Source organism: Serratia sp. JSRIV006 (assembly GCF_019968685.1).
Taxonomy (GTDB): domain Bacteria; phylum Pseudomonadota; class Gammaproteobacteria; order Enterobacterales; family Enterobacteriaceae; genus Chania; species Chania fonticola_B.
Window position 1 is genome coordinate 4,597,097 of sequence record NZ_CP074137.1, and the last position, 24,361, is coordinate 4,621,457.

General features: G+C 56.6%; 21 protein-coding genes. 3 read left to right on the forward strand and 18 right to left on the reverse strand.

Annotated elements, in window-relative coordinates:
- Positions 1-18: 18 nt before the first annotated feature.
- Positions 19-888 (reverse strand): small-conductance mechanosensitive channel MscS, encoded by an 870-nt coding sequence (gene mscS / locus KGP16_RS21280; protein ID WP_223500299.1) that lies wholly within the window; start codon positions 886-888, stop codon positions 19-21.
- A gap of 230 nt (positions 889-1,118) precedes the next feature.
- Here mscS and KGP16_RS21285 point away from each other — a divergent pair, with 230 nt between their 5' ends.
- Positions 1,119-1,787, forward strand: a complete 669-nt coding sequence (locus KGP16_RS21285) for a DUF1345 domain-containing protein (RefSeq protein WP_037375815.1) — start codon at positions 1,119-1,121, stop codon at positions 1,785-1,787.
- A gap of 92 nt (positions 1,788-1,879) precedes the next feature.
- On the opposite strand, the gene fbaA is transcribed toward KGP16_RS21285, so the two are convergent.
- From fbaA to epd, 3 genes are all read right to left on the reverse strand, one after another.
- Positions 1,880-2,959 carry a class II fructose-bisphosphate aldolase gene (gene fbaA, locus KGP16_RS21290; protein WP_223500300.1) on the reverse strand — a complete coding sequence of 360 codons (1,080 nt, stop codon included), beginning with the start codon at positions 2,957-2,959 and terminating at the stop codon, positions 1,880-1,882.
- Positions 2,960-3,114: 155 nt separating this feature from the next.
- Positions 3,115-4,278 carry a phosphoglycerate kinase gene (gene pgk / locus KGP16_RS21295; RefSeq protein ID WP_037375818.1) on the reverse strand — a complete coding sequence of 388 codons (1,164 nt, stop codon included), beginning with the start codon at positions 4,276-4,278 and terminating at the stop codon, positions 3,115-3,117.
- 72 nt (positions 4,279-4,350) lie between these two features.
- Entirely contained in the window at positions 4,351-5,367 is a 1,017-nt protein-coding gene (gene epd, locus KGP16_RS21300; protein ID WP_059201700.1) for an erythrose-4-phosphate dehydrogenase, read from the reverse strand.
- A gap of 459 nt (positions 5,368-5,826) precedes the next feature.
- On the opposite strand from epd, the gene KGP16_RS21305 reads away from it, so the two are divergent.
- Positions 5,827-6,114 carry a putative quinol monooxygenase gene (locus tag KGP16_RS21305; protein WP_021806219.1) on the forward strand — a complete coding sequence of 96 codons (288 nt, stop codon included), beginning with the start codon at positions 5,827-5,829 and terminating at the stop codon, positions 6,112-6,114.
- Between the two features lie 69 nt (positions 6,115-6,183).
- Here the strand turns inward: KGP16_RS21305 and KGP16_RS21310 are convergent, their stop codons facing one another.
- From KGP16_RS21310 to tkt, 4 genes are all read right to left on the reverse strand, one after another.
- Positions 6,184-7,254, reverse strand: a complete 1,071-nt coding sequence (locus KGP16_RS21310; protein WP_115159292.1) for an ABC transporter ATP-binding protein — start codon at positions 7,252-7,254, stop codon at positions 6,184-6,186.
- A complete protein-coding gene (locus KGP16_RS21315) occupies positions 7,247-9,016 on the reverse strand; it encodes an iron ABC transporter permease (RefSeq protein ID WP_074029700.1) in 1,770 nt (589 codons plus the stop codon). Before KGP16_RS21315 ends, KGP16_RS21310 begins: the two co-directional genes overlap by 8 nt.
- Before the next feature lie 462 nt (positions 9,017-9,478).
- Positions 9,479-10,543 carry an ABC transporter substrate-binding protein gene (locus KGP16_RS21320; RefSeq protein WP_371822718.1) on the reverse strand — a complete coding sequence of 355 codons (1,065 nt, stop codon included), beginning with the start codon at positions 10,541-10,543 and terminating at the stop codon, positions 9,479-9,481.
- Between the two features lie 275 nt (positions 10,544-10,818).
- Complete coding sequence (gene tkt / locus KGP16_RS21325; protein ID WP_037375718.1) at positions 10,819-12,813, reverse strand: transketolase; 1,995 nt, start codon at positions 12,811-12,813, stop codon at positions 10,819-10,821.
- A 225-nt stretch (positions 12,814-13,038) separates the two neighbouring features.
- Between tkt and KGP16_RS21330 the strand changes: the two genes are divergently transcribed.
- A complete protein-coding gene (locus tag KGP16_RS21330; protein ID WP_021179773.1) occupies positions 13,039-13,791 on the forward strand; it encodes a M48 family metallopeptidase in 753 nt (250 codons plus the stop codon).
- A gap of 56 nt (positions 13,792-13,847) precedes the next feature.
- On the opposite strand, the gene KGP16_RS21335 is transcribed toward KGP16_RS21330, so the two are convergent.
- The 10 genes from KGP16_RS21335 to KGP16_RS21380 form a co-directional block, all read right to left on the reverse strand.
- Positions 13,848-15,485 carry a thiamine pyrophosphate-binding protein gene (locus tag KGP16_RS21335; RefSeq protein WP_021179772.1) on the reverse strand — a complete coding sequence of 546 codons (1,638 nt, stop codon included), beginning with the start codon at positions 15,483-15,485 and terminating at the stop codon, positions 13,848-13,850.
- Between the two features lie 36 nt (positions 15,486-15,521).
- On the reverse strand, positions 15,522-16,991 hold the full coding sequence (locus KGP16_RS21340) for an aldehyde dehydrogenase (RefSeq protein WP_218518929.1): 1,470 nt from the start codon (positions 16,989-16,991) through the stop codon (positions 15,522-15,524).
- Positions 16,992-17,007: 16 nt separating this feature from the next.
- Entirely contained in the window at positions 17,008-17,802 is a 795-nt protein-coding gene (locus tag KGP16_RS21345) for an aspartate dehydrogenase (RefSeq protein ID WP_223500301.1), read from the reverse strand.
- A 13-nt stretch (positions 17,803-17,815) separates the two neighbouring features.
- Positions 17,816-18,610 carry an SDR family oxidoreductase gene (locus KGP16_RS21350; protein ID WP_223500302.1) on the reverse strand — a complete coding sequence of 265 codons (795 nt, stop codon included), beginning with the start codon at positions 18,608-18,610 and terminating at the stop codon, positions 17,816-17,818.
- Positions 18,607-19,425, reverse strand: coding sequence for an alpha/beta fold hydrolase (locus KGP16_RS21355; RefSeq protein WP_223500303.1), 819 nt, complete (start codon positions 19,423-19,425; stop codon positions 18,607-18,609). The genes KGP16_RS21350 and KGP16_RS21355 overlap by 4 nt, the downstream gene beginning before the upstream one ends.
- Positions 19,425-19,949 (reverse strand): cupin domain-containing protein, encoded by a 525-nt coding sequence (locus KGP16_RS21360; RefSeq protein ID WP_021806228.1) that lies wholly within the window; start codon positions 19,947-19,949, stop codon positions 19,425-19,427. The genes KGP16_RS21355 and KGP16_RS21360 overlap by 1 nt, the downstream gene beginning before the upstream one ends.
- 20 nt (positions 19,950-19,969) lie before the next feature.
- Positions 19,970-21,232, reverse strand: coding sequence for an MFS transporter (locus KGP16_RS21365; protein WP_021806229.1), 1,263 nt, complete (start codon positions 21,230-21,232; stop codon positions 19,970-19,972).
- A 24-nt stretch (positions 21,233-21,256) separates the two neighbouring features.
- The gene (locus KGP16_RS21370; protein WP_223500304.1) at positions 21,257-22,468 is read right to left on the reverse strand and encodes an NAD(P)/FAD-dependent oxidoreductase; all 1,212 of its coding nucleotides are present in this window, start codon (positions 22,466-22,468) and stop codon (positions 21,257-21,259) included.
- Positions 22,465-23,406, reverse strand: a complete 942-nt coding sequence (locus KGP16_RS21375) for a VOC family protein (RefSeq protein WP_021806231.1) — start codon at positions 23,404-23,406, stop codon at positions 22,465-22,467. The genes KGP16_RS21370 and KGP16_RS21375 overlap by 4 nt, the downstream gene beginning before the upstream one ends.
- Before the next feature lie 138 nt (positions 23,407-23,544).
- The gene (locus KGP16_RS21380; protein ID WP_021806232.1) at positions 23,545-24,339 is read right to left on the reverse strand and encodes an IclR family transcriptional regulator; all 795 of its coding nucleotides are present in this window, start codon (positions 24,337-24,339) and stop codon (positions 23,545-23,547) included.
- Positions 24,340-24,361 lie beyond the last annotated feature (22 nt).

Consider the following 24,361-nt stretch of genomic DNA (forward strand, 5'->3'; position numbering starts at 1 on the left):
AGGTGAGGGAACGTCAGATCATGACTCCGGCTGCTCTGCCGCTTTCGCTACATGGCGGACATGCACGTCCATTTGCGGGAATGGAATACCGATCTGGTGAGCATCCAACTGACGCTTGAAGTTTTCCATCAGATCAAAGTACACGTTCCAGTACTCGGCATTGGTGGTCCAGGAGCGAGTCACAAAGTTCAGTGAAGAAGGTGCCATTTCACTGAGGCGAACCGTCACGCCTTTATCGTGCATGATGCGCTTATCTGCCGCGATCACGTCGCCCAACACTTTCTTCACCAGATCGATATCGGCGTCATAGGCCACACCGACCACGATATCCACGCGGCGGTTTGGCTCACGGGAATAGTTGATGATATTGCCCGCGATGATTTTACCGTTCGGCACCACAATGGTTTTGTTATCTGAAGTACGCAGCGTGGTGGAGAAGATCTGCACCTGATCTACCGTACCAGAAACGCCACCTAAATCGACAAACTCACCAGCCCGCAGAGGGCGGAAGGCTACCAGCAGCACACCGGCCGCAAAGTTGGAAAGTGAACCTTGTAGTGCCAGCCCCACAGCCAAGCCAGCGGCACCCAGCACGGCAATCACTGAGGTGGTCTGGACACCAATACGCCCCAGCACCGCAATAAAGGTAAACGCCAGGATGCTGTAACGCGCCATCGCAGCCAGGAAATCTGCCACGGTGGCATCGATGCCACGCAGCTTCATCACGCGGCTGAGCGCATTACTCACTACGCGAGCCACCACTGAACCAATAATGAAAATCACGATCGCGGCAACAATATTCACCGCATACTGGATCAGCATATCCTGATGGTTGACTAGCCAACTGCTGGCATTGTTAATGCCTTCTACTACGTTAAGTTCTTCCATTCTGACGTCCTACTTGACATCCCCGTGCGGGGAAAATGAGCAAAATATACTGGCAAAACAGGGCCAATAAACCAACCACAGCTAAGGGTAACCAACATTTTGCCGCAGTGCCAACCACTACGGGTAAAATTTTCCATCAGTTTTACCGGGTATAACCTGAATAAATCTCGGGTTAACCTGATTTCAACTATGATAGAAATGAATTTACGGGACAAGGAGAGCTTATCGTGATCGCCATTTCCACCTCGCTTAAACACTATTGGCAAGTGCGCCCCAGATTATTGATTTCGTTAGGCGTGGGGCTTCTGTGCGTCGGGCTGCTTCCGGCTCATCTCTTCTGGCTGCAACGGTTGATCATTGGTTGGAACGTGATGGCATGGATCTATTTACTGTGCCTTTGGCACCTGATGCTGGGCTGCACGCCACAACGTACCCGGCAATTGGCACGCAAGCAGGACGAGAGTGCCAGCCAGGTATTGGCGCTGGTCACTTTAGGCTGCGTGGTGAGCATTCTGGCCATCCTGTTTGAATTGAGCACCGCCAAACACGTCAGCGGCACGTTGAAAACGCTGCATCTGGCCCTGACCGGCTCCACACTGGTAGTTTCCTGGCTGCTGTTACCCACGGCCTTCACCATGCACTACGCCCACCTGTTTTACCACCAGCGGGCCGATACGGAGGTGTTACCGCTATTGTTCCCCGGCAAGCTGACGGAGCCAAACTATTGGGACTTCGCCTATTTCTCCTTCACCATTGCCGTGGCTACCCAAACCGCCGACGTGGCAGTGGGCACCGCAGACGTGCGTAAAATCACCCTGTTGCAATCGGTGATCGCTTTTGTCTTCAATATCTTGATCCTGGGGCTGTCGATTAACGTCGGGGCGGGATTATTGGGGTAGCTGACTGGGTTAATGGGTGCCTGGATAGCTTTGCACAAAAAAAGAAAAGGCTCCCTCGGGAGCCTTTTAGCAACATGAACGGAGGGACGCTATTACAGCACGTCTACCGCGTTCAGTTCTTTGAATGCCAGTTCCAGACGGGTGATCATGGAAGTCTGGGCAGCACGAGTCCATACGCGTGGATCGTAGTATTTCTTGTTCGGCTTGTCGGCACCTTCTGGGTTACCCAGTTGGCCCTGCAGATAGCCTTCGTTCTTTTTGTAATAGTTCAGGATACCTTCCCAAGTTGCCCACTGGGTGTCGGTATCGATGTTCATTTTCACTACGCCGTAGCTGACCGCTTCTTTGATTTCTGCTGCGGTAGAACCTGAACCACCGTGGAACACGAAGTTCAACGCATTGTGCGGCAGGTTGTGTTTCTTGGAAACATAGTCCTGAGAATCACGCAGAATGGTTGGGGTCAGTTTCACGTTGCCTGGCTTGTAAACACCGTGTACGTTGCCGAAAGAGGCAGCGATGGTGAAGCGCGGGCTGATAGCGTTCAGTTTTTCGTACGCGTAATCAACGTCTTGTGGCTGAGTGTACAGGGAAGAAGCGTCCATGTGGCTGTTGTCTACGCCATCTTCTTCACCGCCGGTGCAGCCCAGTTCGATTTCCAGGGTCATACCGATCTTCGCCATGCGGGTCAGGTACTTACTGCAAATTTCGATGTTTTCTTCCAGTGACTCTTCAGACAGGTCGATCATGTGTGAAGAGAACAGTGGCTTACCGGTCGCCGCGAAGTGCTTCTCACCCGCGCCCAACAGGCCGTCTAACCATGGCAGCAGTTTCTTCGCGCAGTGGTCAGTGTGCAGGATCACTGGCACGCCGTAATGCTCAGCCATCTGATGCACGTGATGTGCGCCAGAGATTGCGCCCAGGATCGCAGCACCTTGTGGCACGTCAGTTTTGATGCCTTTACCCGCGATAAAGCCAGCACCGCCGTTAGAGAACTGAACGATTACTGGAGCACGCACCTTGGCTGCTGTTTCCAGTACTGCGTTGATGGAGTCGGTACCCACGCAGTTTACCGCTGGCAGTGCAAAGTTGTTCTCTTTGGCAACTGCGAAGACTTTCTGCACGTCATCACCTGTGATGACACCTGGTTTTACGAAATCAAAAATTTTAGACATTAGACGTTGTCCTGTTTCGTTGGCCGTATACCCGTCGTCTTGCAAGCTACAACCTGCAAGCTAGTGGTAGCGATGGATAAATAGCGATTTTTTACTCCCACAGCCAAGCTGGGGAGCATAAACAAACGGGCGGCTTGCGCCCCCCGTTATCTGAATTACTGCTTAGCGCGCTCTTCCAGCATCACTACTGCAGGCAGAGGTTTCCCTTCAACGAACTCCAGGAAGGCGCCGCCGCCGGTAGAGATGTAGGAAATTTTGTCAGCGATACCGAACAGATCGATAGCTGCCAGAGTGTCGCCGCCGCCTGCAATGGAGAAGGCTTCGCTATCTGCGATAGCGCGTGCAACGATTTCGGTGCCACGACGGAAGTTAGGGAACTCGAATACGCCAACCGGGCCATTCCACAGAATGGTTTTGGCGTTCTTCAGGATCACGGCCAGACGCTCGGCAGAGACGTCGCCCATATCCAGAATTTGCTCGTTGTCCTGGATCTCGTTGGCCTGCTTCACAGTGGCCACTGCGGTTTCAGAGAACTCGGTTGCTACGCGTACGTCGGTTGGCACCGGAATATCGCAGGTTTCCAACAGTTTTTGCGCGTTCGGGATCAGATCCGGTTCGTACAGGGACTGCCCCACGTTATTCCCTTGCGCCGCCACGAAGGTGTTAGCGATGCCGCCACCCACGATCAGCTGATCGGCGATCTTGGACAGAGAATCCAGCACGGTCAGTTTGGTAGACACTTTAGAACCACCAACGATAGCCACCATTGGGCGAGCCGGGTTACCCAGCGCTTTGCCCAGGGCTTCCAGTTCCGCAGACAGCAGCGGGCCTGCACAGGCAACCGGAGCAAATTTGCCCACGCCATGTGTAGAAGCCTGTGCACGGTGTGCGGTACCAAAGGCGTCCATCACATACACGTCGCACAGCGCAGCATATTTCTTGGACAGCACTTCGTCGTCTTTCTTCTCGCCTTTGTTGAAGCGAACGTTTTCCAGAACAACCAGTTCACCTTCTGCAACGTCAACGCCTTCCAGATAATCTTTCGCCAGACGGACTGGGGATTTCAGATGCTCTTTCAGGTAGTTGACCACTGGCAGCAGGGAGAATTCTTCGTTGTACTCGCCTTCGGTAGGACGACCCAGGTGGGAAGTTACCATCACGCGGGCGCCTTGTTTCAGCGCAGCTTCGATAGTCGGCAGGGAGGCACGGATACGCGCATCGGAAGTCACTTTACCGTCTTTCACTGGTACGTTCAGATCGGAACGGATCAGAACGCGTTTACCCGCCAGATCCAGATCGGTCATCTTAATTACAGACATGGTGAACCCTCTTTGTTGATTCTCTATAAAGTTGCCTGAGCGACGCATCAACACCACGTTGATAGCGCCTTACTAGAAACCGCTTGCGGCCATTGCCCGTGTTGTATCCAACATCCGGTTGGCAAAGCCCCATTCGTTATCACACCAGACCAAGGTCTTGATCAGGTGCTGTCCGCTGACCCGGGTTTGCGTCCCATCAACGATGGCGCTGTGCGGGTCATGGTTAAAATCAATCGAGACTAATGGTAGTTCTGTATAGTCAACTATACCACGAAATGATCCCTGTGCCGCCTTTTGCAACAGCTGGTTTACCTCTGTGACCAACACCTTCGAGCTTACGCTGACGCTAAGATCGATGGCCGTTACGTTGATCGTCGGCACCCGCACGGAGATCGCTTCAAAACGATCGCAAAACTGCGGGAAGATGCGCGTAATGCCCGCTGCCAGCTTGGTGTCGACCGGAATAATCGACTGGCTCGCCGCGCGGGTACGCCGCAAATCCTGATGATAGGCGTCTATCACCGGCTGATCGTTCATCGAGGAGTGGATGGTGGTTACCGTGCCGGACTCAATGCTGTAGGCATCGTCCAACAGCTTGATAATCGGAATAATGCAGTTGGTGGTACAGGAGGCGTTGGACACGATGCGATGCTCGCCACGCAGCGTTTGGTGGTTAACCCCAAACACGATGGTCGCATCCAGATCGTTACCGCCCGGATGGGCAAACAGCACCTTTTTTGCCCCTGCCGCCAGATGAGCTTCGCCATCTGCCCTGCTGCCGTACACACCGCTGCAATCCAGCACCACATCCACGCCCAGTTCGCCCCAGGGCAACTGGTCCAGCGCTGGCTGATGCAACAAACGAATGCTGTCATCCCCCACGCTCAACACGTCACATTCCTGGCGCACATCCCAGGCAAAGCGGCCGTGGCTGGAGTCATATTTCAGCAGGTGGGCCATCCCCTCGGCATGTGCCAGTTCGTTGATGGCGACGACGGAAATTTCGGCGCGTCGTCCCGATTCGTACAGTGCGCGTAAAACGCTGCGGCCAATACGGCCAAAGCCGTTTATCGCTATGCGGATGGTCATGCTACTCCCTGAAAAAGGGCGCTCCCTGACGGTGGTGTTCCACTTCAAGGATCGCGCAGACTGATTATCTCGCCTAGAGTACTTTAGCGTACTGCCTGCTGTGAATCGCTGCTTTGCATTATTCGTCAAACCCCCGTTGCTCATCGCAACCGCTCACTCTGCATTTCCACTAACAACAGTGATAACTGAAACGCTTCAGCCGAGCATAAACCAAAGTTTTACCAAAAGGAACAGGTGCAATGCGCTGCCTGTCATGTCGAGGGGACTTTGCGAAAATAAAATGATCTAGCGCACATTTTTACCCTCAGCCCCCGCTAGCCGAATTGAGTTCGAATGCGCAAATGACTTGCCGCTAACGCCAAGACCACCATAATAGACCCTGCGTTTGTTAGGTGAAGCAAATGCTGATGGGTCTAACTCTCTTTCTTTTGTGGTTAATGTTATTTACAAGGAACCAAAATGAGTGAAATCAAAGTAGTCGCCCTGATCAAAGCCATGCCGGAACACCGTGCTGCGGTAGACAAAGCGGTACGCGCCATGGTCGCCCCGAGCCGTTCCGAGCCGGGCTGTATCCAATATGATTTGCATGAAGAGCAGGGCCATCCGGGCGCTTTCGTATTTATCGAACGCTGGACTTCTGAGCAAGCGCTGAAAGAGCACATGGCAATGTCTTACCACGATGCCTTCCTGGCCGAATTGGAAGGGAAACTGGTCAGTCTTGAAGTGAAAAAACTGACTCAGCTGTAATTGTAATGATTAGGGGCGCTGTTCGGCGCGCCCCTTCACACTCTATCAATGGCAAACCATTTCAGTTAATCAGCCCTTGGGGAAAATCCACAGATGTTCGGCGGGCAGAGACAGCGTACACATCTCTTGGCCACGGCCTTCTGTGCCATAGGCGCGAACCACAAAGTCCTCTGCTACCGTGCGGAACAAATATTCCCAACGATCGCCTAGGTACATGCTGGTCAGCAGGGGTAACGCGATCTGATTGCCTTGCGGATCTTCCCCCAAGCGTACGCGCTCAACGCGGATCACCGCCGTTGCTTCCTGCCCGGTGGTTAACCCAGCCCCGGCCTTGCCCCACAGCGCCCAGTCTTTACCTTCGATCCGCGCGTTGCCTTCACGGATCTCCGTCACCTTGCCAAACAGCCGGTTGTTGCTACCCATAAATTCGGCGGTAAACAGCGTGGCTGGTGAGCCGTACATTTCCTGTGGCGTGCCCTGCTGTTCAATCTTGCCGTTATTGAGCAGCAGGATCCGATCGGAGATCGCCATCGCTTCGTTCTGATCGTGGGTTACCATCAGCGCAGAAAGGCCCAGCTTGATGATCAGCTCACGCAGGAACACCCGTGCTTCCTCGCGCAGCTTGGCGTCCAGGTTAGATAGCGGCTCATCCAGCAAGATCACCGGTGGGTTATAGACCAGCGCACGGCCAATCGCCACGCGCTGCTGCTGACCACCGGAGAGCTGATGGGGATGGCGCTTACCCAACTGCCCCAAACCGAGTTGCTCAAGTACCGCCTGCACACGCTGAGTTATTTCCCCCGCAGGCGTTTTGCGTAATTTCAGCGGATAGGCCACGTTATCAAACACGGTTTTGTGGGGCCATAACGCATAGGATTGAAACACCAGGCCCAGATTGCGTTCTTCCGCCGGGATCTCGCTGCGTGCCGTACCGTCATAGACGGTATTGTTGCCAATGACGATTTTCCCCTGGGTGGGTTTTTCCAATCCGGCCACCGCGCGCAGCAAGGTGGTTTTGCCACTGCCTGACGGCCCGAGCAGTGAAACGACCTCCCCCCGTTTGAGTTGCATGGAAACGCCCTTCAATACCGGATTATCGCCGTAGGTCAGGTGCAGGTTATCTACCGAAAGCTCAATCATGGATTTTCACTCCAAATCGCAGGGCAATCCCTAGTCCTAACACGACCAGAAGGATGTTAATAAAAGAGAGCGCGGCGACAATATCGATCGCCCCCGCCGCCCACAGGGAAACCAGCATGGAACCTATGGTTTCCGTACCCGGTGACAGCAGATAGACCCCGGTGGAATATTCACGTTCGAAGATCAGGAACATCAACAACCAGGAACCAATCAGGCCATAGCGGGAGAGCGGGATCGTCACATGGCGCGTGATCTGCCCGCGAGAGGCTCCGGTGCTGCGCGCAGCCTCCTCCAACTCGGGAGCAACCTGCAACAGCGTCGATGAGATCAGCCGCAGGCCATAAGCCATCCATACCACGGTGTAAGCCAGCCAGACGCTAAAGATGGTGCTGCGCAGGGAGCGTAGCCACACCACCAGGTTTTCACGTAACCATTCGGCGATCGGCAGTGCGGAGAGCCAACCGGCTTTTAGCGATTTATCCAGCCACATCGGCAGGAACAAGAACACCCACAGGAAGGCCAGGCCTGCCAGTAAGCCAGGCACGGCTCGCGGCACCAGTACGCTGTAATCCAGAAAACGGGTCACGCCGTCAGGTTTACGGTGCATCGCAATGCCGATAAACAGATAACACACCACCGCCAGCGCACCACCGAACACCCCGATCGCCATCGAGTTGACAATCGCCCGCAGCAGGTTGGGCTGCTGCCAAATGGTGCGGAAGGTGTTGAGCGACAGCTCATCCCAAATGGAAACCCCGACGCCCCAGTTGGAGATAAAGGCACGCAGCACCACGCCCACCAGCGGAACACCGATGGTCACGGTAAGCCACAAGACCACCACGCCACCGGCGACCCAGCGCCATTTACCCAAGGGCAATGCACGGGCCTGTGAGGCTTTTCCCTTGACCGTGACAAAGCGGTTGGCGGTACGCATCAGACGCCGTTGCAGCATCACCAGCGGAATGGTGATGCAGATCAACACCACCGCCACCGCCGCCATCAGATGGTAAGACGGCGTGCCCAGCTTGTTGGTCAGTTGATACAGGTAAGTCGCCAGCACCAGGTTACCTTCCGGATCGCCCAGCACCAGCATCAGCCCAAACACTTCCAGCCCCAGGAAGAACAGTAACACGCTGGCATACAGGATCGACGGGCGTACCATAGGCAAGCTGACGGCAGTCATCACCTGTAGCGGAGAAGCCCCGGCGGTGCGGGCTGCCTCTTCGACATCCGATCCGACGCTGCGCAGTGCCGATGAAATATAGAGATAAGCGTGGGGAACGTGCGTGAGTCCGGCGATCACCACGATGCTGCCCATCGCATAGATATTCCAGGGCACAAAACCCAGCAAGGATTCCGCCCACAGCGAGAAGAAACCGACCGGCCCGGCGGCCACCACGTAGCCAAAGCCCAACACCATCGGCGAGACGAAGATCGGTACCAGGATCAGCGGTTCAATAAAGCGGCGGCCCGGCAGATCGGTTCTTACCATCAAGAACGCCAGCACACCGCCTAACGGAATGGAGATGACCACCAGACCAAATGCCAGAATAAACCCACTTTTCAGCGCTTTGTAGAAATCCGGGTCGGTAAAGATAAAGCGGAATGCCTCAAGGCTGAACACCTTGGAAGGCGAGAAAAACGGCGCGGAAAGGAAGCTTTGGATCACGATAAACGACAGTGGTACGTAGATAACCAGCGCGGTTATCAGCACCACCAAGCCGCGCGGCAGACTCTGCCACTTGTTGCGCAATGCTTTCATAGACTGTCCCGATGGTGATATCCCCTGCATCCTGAGATGCACCGGGGTAGAATTCCCTGTTTAAGCAATACAGGCTTCATGCTGAAGGATAACGCAGGAGAGTGTGCTGTGCATTTCCCCTCACCCTAACCCTCTCCCACAGGGAGAGGGGACTGAATGTGCCACAACTCAATCACGGCACCCGCCCCAAGCATTAATCCTGGTACAGATTAACTTCTCTCCCACATGGAGAGGGGACTGAATATGCCACAACTTAATCACGGCACCCGCCCAAGCATTAATCCTGTTACAGATTAACTTCTCTCCCGCATGGAGAGGGGATTGAATGTGCCACAACTCAATCACGGCACCCACCCCAAGCATTAACCCTGTCACAGATTAACTTCTGCACCTGACCCACAACTCCGTACTAGCTCCCTCTCCCTGTGGGAGAGGGTTGGGGTGAGGGGCCCCCTCCCATCATCACTTCGCGGCGGCAGTGCGCCATTGTTTGATGTAGTCCAGGCGTTTGGTGGGTTCCAGATATTCCAGCAGGCTTTCGTCCACCGGGATCGGTTTCAACGCCTTGCCCAACATCTGCGTCATACCATCGATGTCGTTCTTGCCTTCAATATCGTTACGAATAGAGGGGATATCCGCCTGGTTGGCCAGGATGTTCTGCCCTTGCTCAGACAGCACGTAGTTCACCCACAGTTTGGCCGCATTGCTGTTGGCCGCTTCCTGGCTGATAAAGGTCACGCGTGACAACACCAGCGTGTAGTCTTTGGGATACGAGATCCCGAGTGAAGGATCGGTTTTGGCTCGCGCCTCGGCATAGGACCCCAGGATGTTAAAGCCAATCAGGTTTTCGCCTGAGGAGACCCTTTCCATCATGGTGCCGGTGGAAGACTGCACGGCCAACCCGCCCTTGGCGATATCGGCCAAGGTAGCGAAATAGTTTGGATCGGCCTTAAAGTCTTGCACCGAAAGCATAAAGCCCAGGCCCGACTTTTCGATGTCATAGGTGGTGACTTTCTTTTTGAATTTATCCGGCTGGCTGGCAATCAGCTTGGCCAGCGCAGCATGGGAGTCAGGCACCTCACCCTGTGGGATCAGCCGCTTGTTGTAGATAAACACCACCGGCTCATAAGTCGTGCCATAGGCCTTATCTTTCCACACGGCCCATTTAGGCAGTTGCCCCAGTTCTGGCGAGGCATATTCCAGCGCATAGTCGGTGGCCAGCTTCAGCGCGGTATCCATCGAGGAACTCCACACCACGTCACCACTGGTGCCCCCGGCCGCCTGTTCGCTGATATAGCGGTTATACAGCTCGGTGCTGTTCATATCGTTGTATTCGACTTTGATGCCAGGATACAGCGCTTCAAACCCCTGGATCAGTGGCCCAGCGGCTTTGGTATCCGTAGTGGAATACACCACCACCTTGCCTTCTTTTTTCGCCGCATCGACAATCTTTTGATAATCGGCGGGGTAGCCTGCCGGGAACTGCGCGAAGGCCGGAGCAGAGATTAAGACGGCCGCTGTCGCCATGGATACGCCAATCTTTAAAAACATACCATTAACTCCTGGTTACATTTACAAAACCAAAAATTAACATATAGCGAATGGCGGTGGTTAAGCAACGCCGTTAATTCGCTATGTTGCTGTTTTGTGATGGTGGGCGATTTTTGGACAGCAACAGCCATGATTATCCAATCATTAAGGATTTCTTAATGTTGCATGAGTGTTGATGGAGAGAGGTGGTTGGCGGGGCGTCAAAAAATAAGGGGCGAATAATCGCCCCTCGTACAGTTAAAGCTCAGTCGTTATTTCAACAGCGCGTTAGCCTTGGCTACCACATTGTCAACGGTGAAGCCGAACTCTTTGAACAATTGCTCTGCCGGAGCAGACTCACCAAAGGTGGTCATGCCCACGATGGCGCCGTTCAAGCCAACATACTTGTACCAGTAATCCGCGATACCCGCTTCCACCGCTACGCGAGCAGAAACTGCCGCTGGCAGCACAGATTCACGGTAGGCCGCGTCCTGCTTGTCGAAGGCGTCGGTAGACGGCATGGAGACCACACGCACTTTACGCCCTTCGGCGGTCAGTTTGTCGGCAGCTTCAACGGTGATGCCCACTTCAGAACCGGTGGCAATCAGGATCACGTCCGGAGTACCTGCACAGTCTTTCAGCACATAACCACCGCGATAAACGTTCGCCAACTGCTCGGCGGTACGTGGCTGCTGGGTCAGGTTCTGACGGGAGAACACCAGCGTAGTCGGGCCATCATTGCGTTCGATGCCGTACTGCCAGGCGATAGCCGATTCAACCTGGTCACAAGGACGCCAGGTGCTCATGTTCGGGGTCACACGCAGGCTGGCCAACTGCTCAACCGGCTGGTGCGTCGGGCCATCTTCACCCAGACCGATAGAGTCGTGGGTGTAAACGAACACGTTGCGGATTTTCATCAGCGCAGCCATACGCACCGCGTTACGGGCGTATTCCACGAACATCAGGAAGGTTGCAGAGTACGGCAGGAAACCACCGTGCAGCGCGATACCGTTGGTGATGGCGGTCATGCCGAATTCGCGCACGCCATAATGGATGTAGTTACCTGCCAGATCGTCACCCAGAGACTTGGAGCCGGACCACATGGTCAGGTTGCTTGGTGCCAGATCCGCAGAACCACCGAGGAATTCAGGCAGCAGTTTGCCGAAGGCTTCCAGTGAGTTCTGTGATGCCTTACGGCTGGCGATGTTGGCTGGGTTAGCCTGCAACTGCTCAACGAATTTCTTCGCTTCCGCTTTCCAGTTGGCTGGCAGTTCACCGCTGGTGCGGCGTTTGAACTCTGCGGCCAGTTCCGGGAAGGCTTTGGTATAAGCGGCCAGTTTCTCGTTCCAGGCGGCTTCTTTAGCCTTACCAGCTTCTTTGGCATCCCACTGGGCATAAATGTCCTGCGGGATTTCGAAGGCGGCGTATTTCCAGCCCAGAGCTTCACGGGTAGCCGCAACTTCGGCTGCACCCAGTGGTGCACCGTGGGAATCATGGGTGCCCGCTTTGTGTGGTGAACCGAAGCCAATCACGGTTTTGCACATCAGCAGGGAAGGTTTGTCGGTGACCTTATGGGCTTCTTCGATCGCGGCTTTGATAGAGTCGCTGTTGTGGCCGTCAACGCCACGCACCACGTGCCAGCCATAGGCTTCGAAACGCTTGGCGGTATCGTCGGTGAACCAGCCTTCAACGTGGCCGTCGATGGAGATACCGTTGTCATCATAGAACGCCGTCAGTTTACCCAGCTTCATGGTACCCGCCAGGGAACAGACTTCGTGAGAGATGCCTTCCATCATGCAACCATCGCCCATAAAGGCATAGGTGTGGTGGTCAACAATCTCGTGGCCCGGGCGGTTGAACTGCGCGGCCAGCGTACGTTCGGCAATGGCGAAACCGATCGCGTTGGCGATCCCCTGGCCCAGTGGGCCGGTGGTGGTTTCTACGCCTGGGGTATAACCATATTCTGGGTGACCCGGAGTTTTGGAATGCAGCTGACGGAAGTTTTCCAGCTCGCTCATCGGCAGATCGTAGCCGGTGAGGTGCAACAGGCTATAAATCAGCATTGAGCCATGGCCGTTGGACAGCACGAAGCGGTCACGGTCAGCCCAGTGCGGGTTGGTAGGGTTGTGGTTCAGGTAGTCACGCCACAGGACTTCGGCGATATCAGCCATGCCCATAGGGGCGCCCGGGTGGCCGGAATTTGCTTTTTGAACGGCGTCCATACTGAGTGCGCGGATGGCGTTGGCAAGCTCTTTACGAGAGGACATGTTTTACTCCAGGTCGGATTAAAAAAGCGATCAAGATTTCTATTTTCTCAGACTCGGCATTGAAACAGCAATCCCTAATACCGAATGAGAGCGAGTTCATCACTAATGCGCACGTTCGGGACACATTTCGGAATATAGCTATTTCGGCCAAGCCTGCCGTACACTAGGCTATGCGCAGAATAATGGCAGCAGATCCCCCCTTAACTATCACAGGACGATAGAACGATGAAAATCCGTACTTCTTTGATTGCACTGAGCATTACTGCTTTATTGAGCGGCTGTCAAAACCTTAATACCGATACCCTACTACAATCCGGCGCCCAGGCCTACCAGGCGGCGACGCTGAGCGATAGCGACGTCAAGGCACTCAGTGATAAATCCTGTGCAGAGATGGATAGCAAGGAGCAAATCGCGCCAGCAAGCAGCGACTATACCAAGCGCCTGAACAAGATTGCCGCCGCGTTGGGGGATAACATCAACGGTACCCCTGCAAACTACAAGGTTTACGTGACCAAAGACGTCAATGCCTGGGCGATGGCCAACGGCTGTATCCGCGTCTACAGCGGCCTGATGGACATGATGGATGATAACGAAGTCGAAGGCGTACTGGGCCATGAAATGGGCCACGTTGCGCTGGGCCACACTCGTAAAGCCATGCAGGTCGCTTATGGGACAGTGGCATTACGTACCGCAGCATCTTCAGCTGGCGGCGTAGCAGCCTCACTGTCTCAGTCGCAGTTGGCCGATCTGGGCGAAAAACTGGTCAATGCCCAGTTCTCACAAAAACAGGAAAGTGAAGCGGATGATTACTCATTCGATCTGCTGAAGAAACGCGGCATCAATCCAGAAGGTCTGGCTACCAGTTTCGATAAACTGGCGAAATTAGACGGTGGTCATGAAAGCAGCATGTTTGACAGCCACCCAACTTCCGAAGCCCGTGCCAAGCACATTCGCGATCGCATCGCCGCTGGTAAGTAACGCTATGTTCCCTCTCTTGGGAGTACGCCTCTGGAGAGAGGGAACCGAGTAAGCAATCAGTACAGCTTCTGCGGTGGGCCAGCGAAGGTCAACGGCCCAACGCTTTTCATATCAACCTCTACCACCGATGGCCCAGGGTAATTAATCGCCTCCGCCAGCACGCCACCAAACTGCGCGGCATCACTCACTTTCCAGGCTTTCAGCCCCATCGCTTCCGCTACCTGGCAGAACGCCGGGGTATGCAGTTCGTTATAATACTGGCGTCCAGAGAAATACTTGTCCTGAATGCCACGCATCACGCCATAACCGCCGTCGTTCATGATCAGCAAGGTGATATTGGCCTGCTCCTGCGCCATGGTTGCCAGTTCTCCCAGACCCAGCGCCAAACCGCCATCCCCGACCAAGCCAACCACCTTACGCTGCGGGTTGGCAATGGCCGTGCCGATCGCCATCGGTAACCCCATGCCGATCGCTCCTGCCAGCGAGTGAATATTGCATAAAGGCGAGATGGCCCGGAACAGGCGGCTACCCCATACGCTGCCAGAAACGGTGATATCACGTACCAGTAGGCCATCCTGCGGCAGCGCGGCGGCGATGGCATCATTCAATTTGGCGTACTCACCAGACTGCTGGCGCAGCGCCGTTTCGGCCAACTCAACCGCACGACCAATCTCGGCATCCCACTCGGCATTCACCTTCTCGCCGGGGGCCAGGCGTGCTGCCAGCGCACTCAGCAAGGCGGAACAGTCGCCATAAACCTGTTCATCCGCCAGATAATTGCGGTTGGCTGCTGCCGGATCGATATCAATCTGTACCAGCGGACGCGGCAGAGGGAGTGACCAGGTACGAGTTTCGTTACTACGCAGGCGGGAACCGGCCACCAGCGTCAAATCACACTGCGTCAGGATCGCCTCAACGCTTGGTGAGTTGTGGAAGGCCCGCAGGCTGCGCGGATGGCTATCCGGTAAAATCCCACGCCCATGGGTGCTGGAGATCACTACCACACCGGCATCCGCCAACTGTTTCACCGCCTCACGACAGGCCAGCGCACCACCACCAACCCACAGCAATGGACGCTTGGCACGCTTCACCTGTTGGTAAAGACGTTCAACCGCAGCTTCGTCCGCAGCAGGCAGAGCAGGAGGCAGCACCACCTTCCCTACCAGGCTGGCGGGAACCAGGCTGTTCTGAATATCGATCGGGATCTCTACCGCCACCGGGCCACAAGGCACAGTCTGCGCATCCAGAATGGCGCGCTGGATCACCGCGACCGCCTGCTCCGGCGAGTTCACCCGGTAAGCCTGTTTAGAACAGGCGCGCAGGAAGCCCAGTTGATCCTTGGTTTCATGGATAAACCCGGCATCCGCATCCAGGTAGGCTTTCTCTACCTGCCCGGTGATATGCAACAGCGGCGTATTGGCATTCAGCGCTTCAATCATCGCACCGACGGCGTTACCCGCTCCGGCACCGGTACTTGTCAGCGCCACCCCCAAGCCAGAAAAGCGCCCGTGGGCATCGGCCATGGTTACAGCACCTGCCTCACCGCGCGCCGGTACAAAACGGATCGCGCCACGCTGCCCAACGGCATCGGCAATCGGCAGATTGTGGATCGAGATGATGCCGTACATTGCCGCCACCTCGTACTGTTCCAACGTTCGGGCTATCGCCTCACCAACCGTAATTTTTTCGCTCATCATCTGCCTTCTTCTTGTCTTTGATCGTAGGGTACGTCAGTCGCTCCAGCGGTTAGGCTGATTGCTGAGGGAGAGATACAAACTCTTTTGCTGCATATAGGCCTGGATGCCATGCAGGCCCTTTTCGCGCCCCAGGCCGCTTTGTTTAAAGCCACCAAACGGTGTGGAAATCGAGAATGTCTTGTAGGTATTAATCCAGACGGTGCCGGTTTCCAGCTGTTCTGCCAGCGCCATCGAGCGGGCAAAATCACGGCTCCAGATCCCGGCAGCCAGGCCATAGATCGAGTCGTTGGCCTGTTCGATCAACTGCTGTTCATCATCAAACGGCATCACCACCAGCACCGGGCCAAAGATCTCTTCCTGGCAGGTGCGGGCACTGTTACTCAGCCCTTCAATAATGGTCGGCAGGTAATAGCTGCCCTGGGCCAACTGCGGATCGGCAGGAACTTCACCACCAATGAGCACCCGGCCCCCTTCCTGCTGGGCCAAGGCCACGTAGTCCGCCACGCTCTGGCGATGCTTGTCGCTGATCAGCGGGCCGAGGTGCACACCGGCTTGCAGCGGGTTACCAATACGCAGTCCGGCGGTCAGCTCGCATAAACGGGTCAACAGCGGATGATACAGCGAGCGGTGCACAAACAGCCGTGAACCGGCGATACACGCCTGCCCGGCCGAGCTGAAAATGCCATAACAAATACCACGCGCCGCCTGTTCCAGATCCGCATCTTCCAGCACGATGGTGGGCGACTTGCCCCCCAACTCTAACGATGTAGGGATCAGTTTTTCTGCGGCAATATGCGCCAAATGACGGCCAGTGGAGGTCCCGCCGGTGAAGGAGATCTTTTTCACCAACGGATGGCGAGCCAAGGCTTCACCAATCACCGAGCCCTTGCCCGGCAATACGCTGAGCAAGCCAGCAGGCAAGCCTGCCTGTTCAAACAGTTCGGCCAGTTTCAGCGCCATTAACGGCGTAGCCTCTGCCGGTTTCAGTACCACCGCATTCCCTGCCGCCAGCGCCGGAGCCACCTTCTGCATTTCACTGGCAATCGGTGAGTTCCACGGCGTGATCGCCGCTATCACGCCCAACGGCTGATACTGGCTTAGCGTCATCGCATCACGGTTACGCTGGGTGGGAAGCTCTCCCTCCAACACCTCGCAGGCGGCAGCAAAATAGCGAGCCGTGGCCGCCGCACTCATGACCAGACCACGGGTTTCCGCCAGCGGTTTGCCATTGTCACGGGTTTGCAACTGCGCCAGGGCTTCCACTTGTTCAGTAATCAAATCGCTGACGCGATGCAGGATCGCCGCGCGCTGATGCGGCACCAATCCACGCCAGCTCGGCTCGCGCCAGGCTTTTTCTGCCGCCGCAACCGCCTCATTCACATCCTCGACGTTGGCCGCTCGCAGGCGAGCATTCACGCTGCCATCCGCCGGGAAAACTGAACTCATCTCTTCGCCGCGCCCTTCGCACCAGCGGCCGGCAAGAAAAATCTTTAACGTTTCCATGCTTTGCTCCTGCCATTCAGGCAATAAAACCGCCGTCCACCAAACTGCGGCAGGCTTGTACCGCACTCAGTGCCGCCAGCGTTGACGTTTTCGGGTTGCTGGCCAGCGGGGTGCCGCACAGCTCAATCTGGAGCTCGCCAAACTGACCACACACCTGTAGGCGGTGAGTATTACGTTGAGTATGAGGATCTACCTGTAAGCGTACCCGCGTGGCGTCCATCCCCAAGCCATGCAGCGCAATAGTGGCCGCTACGTTGGCGTTGGCCGGGAACAGGCTTGCGGCTTCACGTGCCGATCCTTCAAAGAACACCTGCGCTTCGCTGACGGCATCCAGATTAATCAGCTTTTCCGCCGGGCTGCCGCGCCAACTGGCCGGGCTTTTGCTGGACTGGTAGGTCACGCTGTCCAACCCGCCTTCTCGCGCCGAAGCCAGACCATCCATACCCGCCACCGCCCCAGACAGCACGATCAGCCGCCCGTGGTAGCGTGAGCAGGCCTGCTGCAAACGCAGTTGCAATGCGGCATCGGCCAGGGCGCCAGTAGAGATCACCGCCAGCCGCCAGCCACGCTTAACGATAGCCTCACCAAACTCGGCGACCGCCTGCTGGCTGGCACACTCCAGCACCAAATCTGGTTGCTCGGTACACTGGTCAGGATGGGCCAGCGCCTGCACCTGTCCGGCAAACGCTGCGTCGATCTCGGCATGATGCGTTTCCCGTGCCACGATCCAACCGACTGCCACGCCCTCCGGCAGGCGCGCCAGCACCTCTTTTGCCATCGCGCCATAGCCAATCATCATGATCTTCTTCATCTTTTCAGTCCCGTCAGAGATGGCGATTGAAACCGCCGGAAACGTCCAGCGCCGCACCGGTGGTAAATGAGGCCAGGGGGGAGGCTAAAAACAGCAGCGCCCGTGCCGGTTCCTGCGGTTTACCCAAACGCCCCATTGGGATGCCACGCCGCTCGGCAATCGCCGCCGTCCACTGTTCCCAGCTTTGTTGTTGATCCTGGCGTTCGGCAAAGCGCCGCCGCCATTGGCCCGACTCCACCATGCCCAGCAGGATGGAATTGACGCGAACCCCTTTGCTCACCAGCTCTTTCGATAAGGTCAGCGTCATGTTGAGCAACGCGGCACGGGCTGCCGAGGTGGCAATCATGTGCTCTTCCGGCTGTAGAGCCAGCAGTGAGTTAACGCAGGTAATGGAGGCGATATCCGAGCGCTCCAACGCCGGTAAAAAGGCCTGCACCGGGTTGATCACCCCGAACAGTTTCAGCTCTGCCTCATGCAACCAGGCTTCGCGCGGTGTTTGATCAAAATGCGCCACAAACCCCTGCCCGGCGTTGTTGATCAACATGTCCACTGCGCCAAAATGCGTGCTGACCTGCTCGGCAAACTTGGTAACCTGCTCGGCGTCGAGCACGTCGCAGCGTAACGCCAGGATCTCCGCCTGCGGGAACTCTTCACGCAGGCTGGCCTCGGCGCTGGCCAGTTTGTCCTGATTGCGGCCACAGAAAGCGACTTTCGCTCCTTCGGCCAGCAACAGACGCAGCGTTTCAAAACCGATCCCCGAGGATCCTCCGGTGACCACCGCCACTCGCCGTTCAATCTGAAAATTCATGGTTGGATTGCCCCCGTAAAGTCCTGCAAATAGCGGTTAAACCGCGCTGGCGCATCGAGATAGCTGGCATGCCCCGCTGCATCAATCAGACGCATTGTCGCATCATGCTGTTGCGCCAACGTTGCGGCTCCTTCCGGCGGCGTGATGCGATCAACACTGCCACACCACACCTGTAACGGGCCGCGATAGCGCACCAGGTAGCGGTTGATATCGTCATTGGCCAGCATCCAGGCGGCGCTGAGAAAACCAGCCGGATCAAGTTGCTGCATACCGCTGCGTACCCAGGCAATATCCTGTGGTTCCGCATCGTCACGCAGCAATGCTGCCGCACGCTGTTCACCGTAGCCCTGTGGGCCAAGCGTTTCGATCATCTGTTTGCGTTGGCCAAACACCTGCTGGCGTTTTTCCAGCGGCGCAGTGGCATAACCCTGAGCCGGATCGGCCAGTACCAGTCCACTCAGCCCATCCGGGTTGGCAGCGGCAAAGGCACTGCCGATCAACGCACCGAGCGAATGCCCCACAATCAGCGGCTGTTGCAACTGCAACTCGGCGATCAGCTCCACCAGCGCGTTGGCATAAGCGGCAGCATCTGGCTGTGCCTGTGCCAGCGCTGCGCTACCGCCATAACCCGGAGCATCCCAGGCAATCAGGCGGTGGCTGTCGGTCAGGGCGCGATCGCTGAACTGCTTCACCCACGAAGCAGAACCGGAACTGATGCCATGCAGCAGCACTACTGCCCGGCCATGCCCGGCTTCACGCCAACTTAGCCGCTGGCCTCCACAATCCGCCTGCTGGCGTTCCGGTAAGCCGTTCATCAGTTGCGCTTCACTTTCGACAACGGATGATCGGCCGGGTAAGTCGGGGTTTCCGGCTTGGCAGTACCGAGCATCACGCACATCAGCGCTTCCTCTTCGCCGTGATTGAACAGGCCGCGATAAACCCCCGCCGGGACAGAAATCAGATCGCGCTCTTTCAGGATGGTTTCGTAATACTCTTCGCCGTCCTGGATCATCAGCGTGATTTTGCCCTTGAGCATAAAGAACACTTCTTCAACGTCGTCATGCAGGTGCAATGGCCCTTCACATTTCGACGGCAGCACCATGGTGGAGAAGGTAAAGTTCCCCGCAGGAATGGTGTTGGTGTCGCTGACGACGCCGGTGGCACCGGTGCCGATATAGCGCATCTGCGCACGGCGGTACTTCGGATCGTAATCGGCCTGGAACTTCAGCGCGTTCCAGTCATATTTACGGCCTTCAAAACGGGCGATACGCGATTCCACCCAGTTTTCCATCGTCAGATCCTGCGGCTTGATGCCGGCTTTATTCTCAACCTGGGACATGTTGTCTCTCCTTCGTTGCATCAATACTTATTCAGTAACGGCAGCAGAATGGCGCAGCCAACAAAGGCCATCACCACCAGGAACAGCAAACCGTTATCCATATTGCCGGTGGCGGCGATCAGAGCCCCCATCAGCACCGGTGCCAATGCGCCGGCAAAATTACCCAATCCGTTAAACACCCCACCAGCGGTAGCGCTCACCCGGCTGCTGGTGGCCTTGGCCAACAGCGCGAAGATGTTTGGCGCGCCGGCTCCCCACATAAAGGTGCTGAAGGACATGGCGGCGATCACGCTGTAGGTGCCCTGCATATACAGAACGACACCCAAACCGATCCCGGCACCGCACAGCGAGATGAAACAGGCCAACGCGCGGCGATCCATCTTGTCCGACAGCCAGGCCCCCACCACCTCGCCAAGCAACATGGCAATAAACGGCAGTGACGACAGGTATCCGGCGTGCTCCAGATGAATGCCTTTGCCTTCGATCAGATAGCTCGGCAGCCAGCCGTTCATGCCCCACAGGTAGGTGAGAAACGCGATGTTAAACAGGCAAATCATCCAAAAATGCGGGGTGCTGAACAGTTCGCGGCGCAGCTGCTTACGCTCGGCAACGGCCGGTTTACTGGTGGTGCTGGCCGCCGGACGTGCCACGTTAAGGTGACGCATACCAAACAGCACCAGCAACATCACCGGCACGGTCAGAAACGCCATAAAGAAGAAGGTGGTTTCCCAGTTAAAGCGGCTGAGAATGAACAGCGTGACCGGGAAGCCCAGTGCTGCGCCAATCGGGGTTCCCAGCAGCCACAGCATGGTGGCTCGCGCCTGGAGACGTTGCGGAAAAGCCTGGCGCACGATGGCATAGGCCATTGGCAACAGCGGCCCTTCGGCGATGCCCAGCAGGATACGCAGCGTCATCATGGTGTGATAAGAGCGCGTCATCCCCATCAGCACCATCAGTACGCCCCAGGTCACCATCATGCCAATCAGCACCTTGACCGGATTGAGCCGATCGCCAATGCCGCTCAACAGCATCGAAGAGAAGCCGTAGGAGAACAAAAAGGCGCTCATCAGCAGCCCGAGCCGGGTGGGATCAAAGCCGATGCCCATCGCCTGCTGAAACTCGTGGTCAGAAAACAGCGCAGCAATGCTGATCTTGTCGAAAAACGCCAGCAATACGCAGGCAAACAGGGCTGCCGGCACCGACCAACGCACGCTGGTTGGTGAATTTTCGGCAACAGCATCCCCCACCCGACCGCTGCGGGCGTCAATATCTTGCGTAGTCATAAAACGCTCCCTTTGGGTCGGGCGTTATTTCAACGCCATCAGAGAAAATTCCACATCCGCCAGTTGCTGCGGATCCAGTACCCGGCCGCTGGCCAGCCAGCGTTTACCCAGCTTGATGGTGCGCGCGTCGTTAAACGCCACCAGTTGCACCAGTTGCCGATCGGCATTCAGGGTGAAGAACAGTTGTGACTGCGGCGTACGGCGCACTATCTGGTGAACGCCGCCGGTAGGGACGCCCAGGATTTGGATATTGGCGTCGTATTGATCCGACCACAGCCAGGCAACATCATCGTAAGGTGCGGCAAACGCATCCAACATCGCGCAAGCGGTGCTGATCGCCTGATTCTGTGCGTAGGCCCAGGATTGCAGACACAGGCCGAGAGTGGGATGGCGCGCAACATCGCCTGCAGCAAAAATGGCCGGGTGGCTGGTACGCCCTTGCCCATCTACGACGATCCCGCCCTCAAGCTTCAGCCCGGCGCTGTGGGCCAGTTCCAGATTCAGTTCAACGCCAATGCCAACGACCACCAGGTCGAAGGGCTGCGCAGCACTGCTGGCGCTGCCAATCCAGGCTTCACCCTCGCGATCTTCAAGCGTGATTTCGCCGCAGTCGCAATGCACGGTGACGCCTTGCTGTTGATGCAGTTCCAACAATGCCTGGGAAACGCTAGCCCCTACGCTACGCATACACAGCGCGGCTTGGCGCTCAAACACCGTCACGTCAACACCCAGCTTGCGGGCCGAAGCGGCAATCTCCAGCCCGATCCAACCACCACCCACAATCGCCAGCTTTTGGCATTGCTGTAGGCCCTGGCGCAGGCGTGCCGCATCATCCCAGGAACGCAGGGTCATCACTCGCGGGTGCTTGGCCCAGTTGGCATCCGGCAGGCGTGGTCGGCCACCGGTCGCAATCAGCAGTTGATCAAACTGCAGCTGGCTGCCGTCGCTGAGCGTGACGATTTGCTGCTGTCCGTCGATGGCTTCGGCACGTAGCGGGCGGTGCCAATCGATATTCATCCCGGCCACCACCTCTTCACTGAACAGGCGGCTGAGTGGCGCATTGCCATCCAACAGCGCCGCCTTGGAGAGCGGTGGGCGTTCGTAAAAATCATAAGGCTCGTCACTGATCACCGACAACCTGCCGCTATAACCGCGATCGCGCAGCGTTTTCGCTGCCCAACCACCAGCCTGGCCGCCGCCGATAATGACAATGCCTGCACGGGTTGGTTGACTCATACCGCCCCCGGCTTCTTATGTTGGCGGCGGGTATCGTGATCGATCCCGCCTTCGACCGCCCATTCGGTAAACGAGACCAGCGAATGCTCCAGCTCACGCGGCTGCCAGTTTTCCGTCAGGTAGTCATCATTGGTGTAATACTCAAAGGCACCGCCGGTCGGGCTGTTGACGTACCAAAAATAAGCCGAGGAGATCGGGTGGCGGCCTGGGCCTATAAAGGTGCTCCACTGCTCTTTATTCATCGCGATGCCGCCGCCGATCACTTCATGGATATCGCGTACGGTGAAGGCGACATGGTTCAGGCCCCGTGGGCGGTTAGGCAGTTTCAGCAGGAACAGGTTGTGATGGCCACCGCGTGCCTGGGTGCGCAGGAAGACGGCGCGATCGATATAGCGGTCGGAAACCTGGAAACCGAGCAGATCGCAGTAGAAGCGTTCGGTAGCAGCCAAATCCTCAACGAAGAACACTACGTGACCGATATTGACCGGCTCGGCTTTGGCATAAACCGGGCTAGGCTGGTCGATGCGGCGTACATCGCCCCATTGGTTGATCGGCGAAACGGGCAGCTCCACCGGTTGCTGCGCAGTAACGGCAAAACGCAGCGTCATACCGTTGGGATCGCGGCATTCCAACTCTTCGCCGACGTGGCGAAAGCCAGGCATCTGCGCCAACAGGGGTTGCAACGCAGCCAGCGCCGCAGGGCTTTCAACTGCCCAGGTCATACGGCGCAAGGTCGAACCTGCCTCAAACGCGGCCGGTAAGACCTCGCTGTCTTGCGGATACAGCACCACGCTAGCCCCGCTCAACGTGGTAAATTCACGGCGCGGTTCGCCCCAATGCTGTAGCGTTGGTTGCAGACCGAAGTCCTGCATAAACTTTTCGCACGTTGGCAGATCTTCAACGCCAAATTCCAGCTTTTCGATTCCGGTTATGCTCATTATTGTGCCTCACGTTCTCGCTGAATGCGTTTTTCAGACATGATCGACCCCGGCCCATGAAGCTCATGAGTCTTATCCCTGCCTGAGTGATTGGTAGTGGGCGAATAGCTTCGCCCAGACAACAAAGCGTTTGGCTAGTTAGCCGACGTTAGCCTGCGGTGGCGCGCCCAACAGGCCGGAAATTTTCACCGCAGCGTCCCGGACTTCCATGCGCAACCGCTCGCGATCGGCCTTTGGGATCTCATCGGACGGCACCATAATGCTGACCACCGCCTCTACCCGCTGCTCGCGGTTAAAGATCGGATAGACGATCGAGGAAATGCCGTGGCGGTAGAAGGATTCGCCAATCACATAGCCACGGGCCTTATCCTGCTGCACCATCTGCCACAGCGCTTCGCGATTGGCCGGTGTCCCTGGAGCCGCATCGGGCAAGGCTTCATGCGGGAACAGGCGTTCAAACTCTTCCCGGCTGGTGCTGGTCAGCAGCATCCGGCCAAGCGAGGTACGGTGCACCGGTAAACGGGTACCCACGCTGACCTGGTTGATCTGCGAGCCAGCCGCGCTGACGCGGGCGATATAGATCACATCATGCCCATCGCGGATCGCCAGATGGCTGCTGCATTGACTGCGATCGCGCAATTGCTCGATCACCGGTTGACCAGCCTGGGCCACATCCAACGAGGCGATATATTCAAAGCCCAGACGCAGCACTTTGATCCCCAACGCAAAGGTGTTGGTGCGCGGATTGCGCTCCAAAAAGCCCAGATGCTCCAGCGTTTGCACCACGCGATAGGCAGTTGCCTTTGGCATATCGACCAGGCGATGTAATTCTGCAAAGGTCATTTCCTTATGCTGCTCGCCGAAGGCCAGCAGCAGTTGTAACCCGCGATCCAGCCCCGGGATCAGATATTTACACGCTTGATCGTCTGCCATGTGCTGCTCCTAAAATGTTTGC

Bases quoted from the DNA above. Each gene is read 5' to 3' on its own strand.
- epd (WP_059201700.1), bottom strand. From the start codon at position 5,367: ATGACCATCCGCATAGCGATAAACGGCTTTGGCCGTATTGGCCGCAGC.
- KGP16_RS21360 (WP_021806228.1), bottom strand. From the start codon at position 19,949: ATGTCCCAGGTTGAGAATAAAGCCGGCATCAAGCCGCAGGATCTGACG.
- KGP16_RS21315 (WP_074029700.1), bottom strand. From the start codon at position 9,016: ATGAAAGCATTGCGCAACAAGTGGCAGAGTCTGCCGCGCGGCTTGGTG.
- KGP16_RS21375 (WP_021806231.1), bottom strand. From the start codon at position 23,406: ATGAGCATAACCGGAATCGAAAAGCTGGAATTTGGCGTTGAAGATCTG.
- KGP16_RS21370 (WP_223500304.1), bottom strand. From the start codon at position 22,468: ATGAGTCAACCAACCCGTGCAGGCATTGTCATTATCGGCGGCGGCCAG.
- KGP16_RS21305 (WP_021806219.1), top strand. From the start codon at position 5,827: ATGAGTGAAATCAAAGTAGTCGCCCTGATCAAAGCCATGCCGGAACAC.
- KGP16_RS21345 (WP_223500301.1), bottom strand. From the start codon at position 17,802: ATGAAGAAGATCATGATGATTGGCTATGGCGCGATGGCAAAAGAGGTG.
- KGP16_RS21380 (WP_021806232.1), bottom strand. From the start codon at position 24,339: ATGGCAGACGATCAAGCGTGTAAATATCTGATCCCGGGGCTGGATCGC.
- KGP16_RS21310 (WP_115159292.1), bottom strand. From the start codon at position 7,254: ATGATTGAGCTTTCGGTAGATAACCTGCACCTGACCTACGGCGATAAT.
- KGP16_RS21330 (WP_021179773.1), top strand. From the start codon at position 13,039: ATGAAAATCCGTACTTCTTTGATTGCACTGAGCATTACTGCTTTATTG.
- pgk (WP_037375818.1), bottom strand. From the start codon at position 4,278: ATGTCTGTAATTAAGATGACCGATCTGGATCTGGCGGGTAAACGCGTT.
- KGP16_RS21355 (WP_223500303.1), bottom strand. From the start codon at position 19,425: ATGAACGGCTTACCGGAACGCCAGCAGGCGGATTGTGGAGGCCAGCGG.
- KGP16_RS21320 (WP_371822718.1), bottom strand. From the start codon at position 10,543: ATGGCGACAGCGGCCGTCTTAATCTCTGCTCCGGCCTTCGCGCAGTTC.
- mscS (WP_223500299.1), bottom strand. From the start codon at position 888: ATGGAAGAACTTAACGTAGTAGAAGGCATTAACAATGCCAGCAGTTGG.
- tkt (WP_037375718.1), bottom strand. From the start codon at position 12,813: ATGTCCTCTCGTAAAGAGCTTGCCAACGCCATCCGCGCACTCAGTATG.
- KGP16_RS21365 (WP_021806229.1), bottom strand. From the start codon at position 21,232: ATGACTACGCAAGATATTGACGCCCGCAGCGGTCGGGTGGGGGATGCT.
- fbaA (WP_223500300.1), bottom strand. From the start codon at position 2,959: ATGTCTAAAATTTTTGATTTCGTAAAACCAGGTGTCATCACAGGTGAT.
- KGP16_RS21350 (WP_223500302.1), bottom strand. From the start codon at position 18,610: ATGAATTTTCAGATTGAACGGCGAGTGGCGGTGGTCACCGGAGGATCC.
- KGP16_RS21335 (WP_021179772.1), bottom strand. From the start codon at position 15,485: ATGAGCGAAAAAATTACGGTTGGTGAGGCGATAGCCCGAACGTTGGAA.
- KGP16_RS21340 (WP_218518929.1), bottom strand. From the start codon at position 16,991: ATGGAAACGTTAAAGATTTTTCTTGCCGGCCGCTGGTGCGAAGGGCGC.